The 3826-nt window shown below is 55.8% G+C and carries 4 protein-coding genes and 1 pseudogene; 1 reads left to right on the top strand and 4 read right to left on the bottom strand.

What is annotated here, in order from left to right; all coding sequences use genetic code 11:
• Nucleotides 1–356: 356 nt before the first annotated feature.
• Genes HOC_RS20115 through HOC_RS20105 form a run of 3 tightly spaced genes read right to left on the bottom strand, consistent with a single transcriptional unit; the run spans nt 357 to nt 2445 of the window.
• Nucleotides 357–854 (bottom strand): acyl-CoA thioesterase, encoded by a 498-nt coding sequence (locus tag HOC_RS20115; protein WP_035542184.1) that lies wholly within the window; start codon nt 852–854, stop codon nt 357–359.
• Nucleotides 855–859: 5 nt separating this feature from the next.
• Entirely contained in the window at nt 860–1636 is a 777-nt protein-coding gene (locus HOC_RS20110; protein ID WP_156950577.1) for an AlbA family DNA-binding domain-containing protein, read from the bottom strand.
• 47 nt (nt 1637–1683) lie between these two features.
• Nucleotides 1684–2445, bottom strand: coding sequence for an amino acid kinase family protein (locus HOC_RS20105; RefSeq protein ID WP_084146510.1), 762 nt, complete (start codon nt 2443–2445; stop codon nt 1684–1686).
• Between the two features lie 185 nt (nt 2446–2630).
• Between HOC_RS20105 and HOC_RS20100 the strand changes: the two genes are divergently transcribed.
• Nucleotides 2631–3299: a class I SAM-dependent methyltransferase gene (locus HOC_RS20100; RefSeq protein ID WP_035542180.1), complete on the top strand. Its 669-nt coding sequence runs from the start codon at nt 2631–2633 to the stop codon at nt 3297–3299.
• 120 nt (nt 3300–3419) lie between these two features.
• Here the strand turns inward: HOC_RS20100 and HOC_RS20095 are convergent.
• A pseudogene (locus HOC_RS20095) lies at nt 3420–3826 on the bottom strand (type II glyceraldehyde-3-phosphate dehydrogenase); the annotation flags it as partial.

Here is a 3826-nt window from a genome sequence, read left to right as displayed (position 1 = left end):
AGAATAAGTTGCATTCTAATACGTTGGGCAAATCCTCAATGCAAGTGAGTCGTATTTGCAACCAAAACGCCAGTCGTCGTCAGTTCATTCCGAACACCGCGCCTTGCGTATCCTGGCTGATTGAAGACGGTGATCCTGGAAGCAGCCATAGCAGCAGGCATTCCCTTTTGCGGGCATTATTCCGCATGCACGACATGGTGCCTGGCAGACGGCGCGTATGATGGCCCGGCCGGTATGGTCTGGCCGGGTGACTTGATTCATTCTGCCGGGGCGGACGCCACATGTCTCGCTTTCAGCGATTGTGACAACAGGTCTGTCTCCTGGATCGCTGACAATCCGGATCGGGGCATGTTCTCCTATATGATAAGCTCCGCGCGCAGCCCCGCATCCGCAACGAGGCGCCGCTGCAATCCCGGTTCAACCTGATAGGCTTTCGCGAACACATCGGGCATACGGGCGGGCTTGCCAGTGGAAAGCGCTATACAGACATATTTGGATGCGCCCAGAAGCAGTGTTTGATGATCACTTGCCCGCGCGACCTGGAAATACCGATTGGCCCGCAATCTGCCATCATTGAACGTTACCCAGTTCGCAATGATTACCCCGTCGCCAAGCCGGGCAGGCCGCTGATAAACCAGCCTTGTTTCCCGAACTGCCATACCCCGGTCCAGATCGACACACGCTTCAGCGGGCAGTCCAACCGACGCTGAATGCTCCATGGCGCAGTCATTCATCCACTTCAGATAAACTGCATTGTTCACATGGCTGAACGCATCAATGTCTGACGCAGCGACAGTCAAGTGAGATGTGAAAGCATCTGGAAACAGGAGGCCGCTCTGCCAATCAACAGACATGACATCTACCTCCCTCTCCGCTGAATATGATCATGTGCTTCCGCGGCGTTCAACTCGCGCGTCGAATTCCCGGTGCGGACATAATATTTCGAGGTATCCGACAGGACGAGAAAGACTGGTTCTGCGGCGCGCTCTACGAGCACCCAGCATATTGTCATGTCGTCGATCTTCAGGAACCGGCACCTGATCAGCGTACAAGCGACACCCCCCAGATACGCCTTCACGATACCCGTCAAGGCGCGCTCGAATTCATCAACTGACGGTTGCCTAAGCGTTTTCAGATCTTGTTCAATTCCGGTGAGATTGCCTTCATCCGTTACGCCGATGAGGAGACGACCGCCTTCATGGTTCATCAATCCAGCGATTGTCTTGGCAATGACTTGCTCAAGACTTCTATTGGTCCTGGATTCGTTGATATCCCACCGCAAAGTGGATTTGAACTCGGTGAACTCGTTTTCACCTCCGGCAATGACACTTGGCAATGCCGTTTGGAGATACTCAAGGAGTCCTTCGGCTTTACGCGACTGAACAGATAGTGCCCGTGTCAGAACGGCAAAGACCACTCCGATTGCCGCGCCGAGTGCAGCGAAAATGGCATTCATTGCCATGAGATGGTAAACTGGCGCTCCGCTCACGCGCTCCCAGGCAAATCGGCCAAAGTCGGAATATTCTGGTGAAAACAGAGCGCCATACTCCATCCACAAGACAAGCGTAATGATGGGATGAAGGACGATGACGCCTATGACCGCGCCCATGGAGGCATAAAGCAGAAAATGCCGCACAGGACGGTAAAGTCCGATTCCAGAGCGTCCAGGAGCACGTCGGCGTGTCAAACTGATTCCGCGCTCAGGCCGCGAACCGAGTTGATGATAAGCGTGCCAGCCGTACCTGCAACAATCGCCTCGATCGCAGCTTTTGCGCCGCTATGGCGCGCAAACGCGCGAGCGGCTCTGACCTTTGGGCCCATTGAGCCCGCCGGGAAATCATACGCGTCCAGAGCATCAGGTTCCGCTTCTACAATGCGGCGCTGCGAGGGTTGTCCCCAATCGACATAGACCGCATCGGCATCGGTCGCCATGATGGAGAGATCCACTTCAAGTTCGCCGGCCAGAAGCTCGCTGGCAAAATCTCCGCCAATGACCTCGAAGAAGTCTTCCTCGCCAAGCTCTGTCTTCCAACCGACATAGGGCTTTTCGAGCGTCGCCTTGCCGGGGTCACTGATCCCGGCGGCGAAACCTTTTGCGCTCTCACCGTATGTCTCCCTCCCGACAGCAGACAGGCCGGCTGACAATTCCTCGCCGAATACATTTTTCAAGGCCAGGCATAGCTGCGGCTCAATTGCAAACTCTGCCCCTGTGCTGGTGTCAACGCCGATATTGGCTTCGGGCTCACCAAACCAGGGATTGCTTTGCGCGAAAGCAACGGTGGCTGCGGCCTCACTGTCATAGAGATTGATCTGGGCCATGGCCGGAAGGGCCGCGACGCCGAGTCCAATAATTGCCAGAAGTGCGGCTCTGCAGGCGGGCCCCCGGGGACACTGCGCACGTACGTGTGAGTGAGATGCATGCGTGTCGGCCTTGAGGTGTCTCATTAGCGGTGTCTCCAATGCGCAAGGGTCGAAGCCTGCCGCATATGAGCAGCGACCAGTCTTGATGGTGATACGGCATGGACGGCACCTTCCCTCACTCCTTACACTGGGAACTTACACAGGCGCCGTGTTTCAACGCCGTTGAAACATTCAAGACTGGCGGGTTTGCTCCGCTCTAAGGTCAAACGATGACCCAGTTACCAGCTCCTGCCTACACGCCTGCACTCGGCCCCCGCGGTTCGATAGAACTTTATGATCGCGTCATCGCTCTCCTGACCCGTGAGAAAAAATGGCGGGCCAGCCTGCTCGTCGCTTTGGCGCCGAGGGACGAAGAAACAATCGTCGATATTGGCGCGGGCACCGCAAGCATGGCGTGTCTGATCAAGACAACGCAGCCTGACGTTCGCATGGTCGCAATTGATCCGGACCCCGACATACGGAAAATCGCAGAAGCGAAAGCGACAAGAGCCCGAGCCGATATCGAATTCGTAACCGCGATGGGCGACGAAACGATTGATGACATTGTCCGGCCGGGAAGCGCGGACAAGATTCTGATCAGTCTCGTACTGCACCAATGCCCGATCCCGGTGAAAACAAGCATCCTCGCAAACGCCTTTCGCCTTCTTAAACCCGGTGGCGAGTTGCTGATCGCAGATTACGGTCGGCAGCGCTCAATGTTGATGAAGCTCGCATTCAACCTCGTCCGCCTGACCGATGGGTATGCCGACACCAGAGCCAACAAGGACGGCCGGCTGCCTGAATTCATGCAGGGTGCCGGATTTGTTCATGTCAAGGAGCAGAGCATCACGCTTACGCCGACCGGATCGATCTCCATCTATTCGGGTACCAAACCATAGGCTCATTGCCAGCAGATCTGGCCGCGCGACGCGCCCTGCCGGATATGCTGGTCTCGCAGCAATGTTCGAGCCACCTACCGATCTTGCAACGCCCACGCCTCGCCTCACGCCATCACGGTTTCAATAGAACGCCGATCCGATGCCGAGGGTGACATTGGTCTTCGCGATGGATTTTTGTGAATCTGTCAAAGGCCCTGTCAGCGCCCTGATCGCATCAATCGTTTCCGGGATGACGATCGCCTGATTGTCGACCATATAGGCATAGAAGAGTTCATTATTCTGAATCGTAACCAGGTCTTCCCAAAGAGCGACTTCGTATAGATTGTCATTTGGACGTTTCAGGTCGGCCATGAGTTCCTTGACACTGTTTATACCCGTCAGTCCTTCGTCCAGCCTGACCATGGCGATACGCGTCGAAGAGTGAAATGCCGCCAATACTTCCTCTCGGTCGGCGGCGCGCGACAGTTCAACGTTCCAATAATGTAGATGCGCAAGCGTTTCCGGCACCTTGACCGCCATCGTCACAA

The sequence above is a fragment of the Hyphomonas oceanitis SCH89 genome, assembly GCF_000685295.1.
Lineage (GTDB): Bacteria > Pseudomonadota > Alphaproteobacteria > Caulobacterales > Hyphomonadaceae > Hyphomonas > Hyphomonas oceanitis.
Note: the sequence above shows the minus strand (reverse complement) of the source record. Positions and strands in the feature narration are given on the sequence as shown.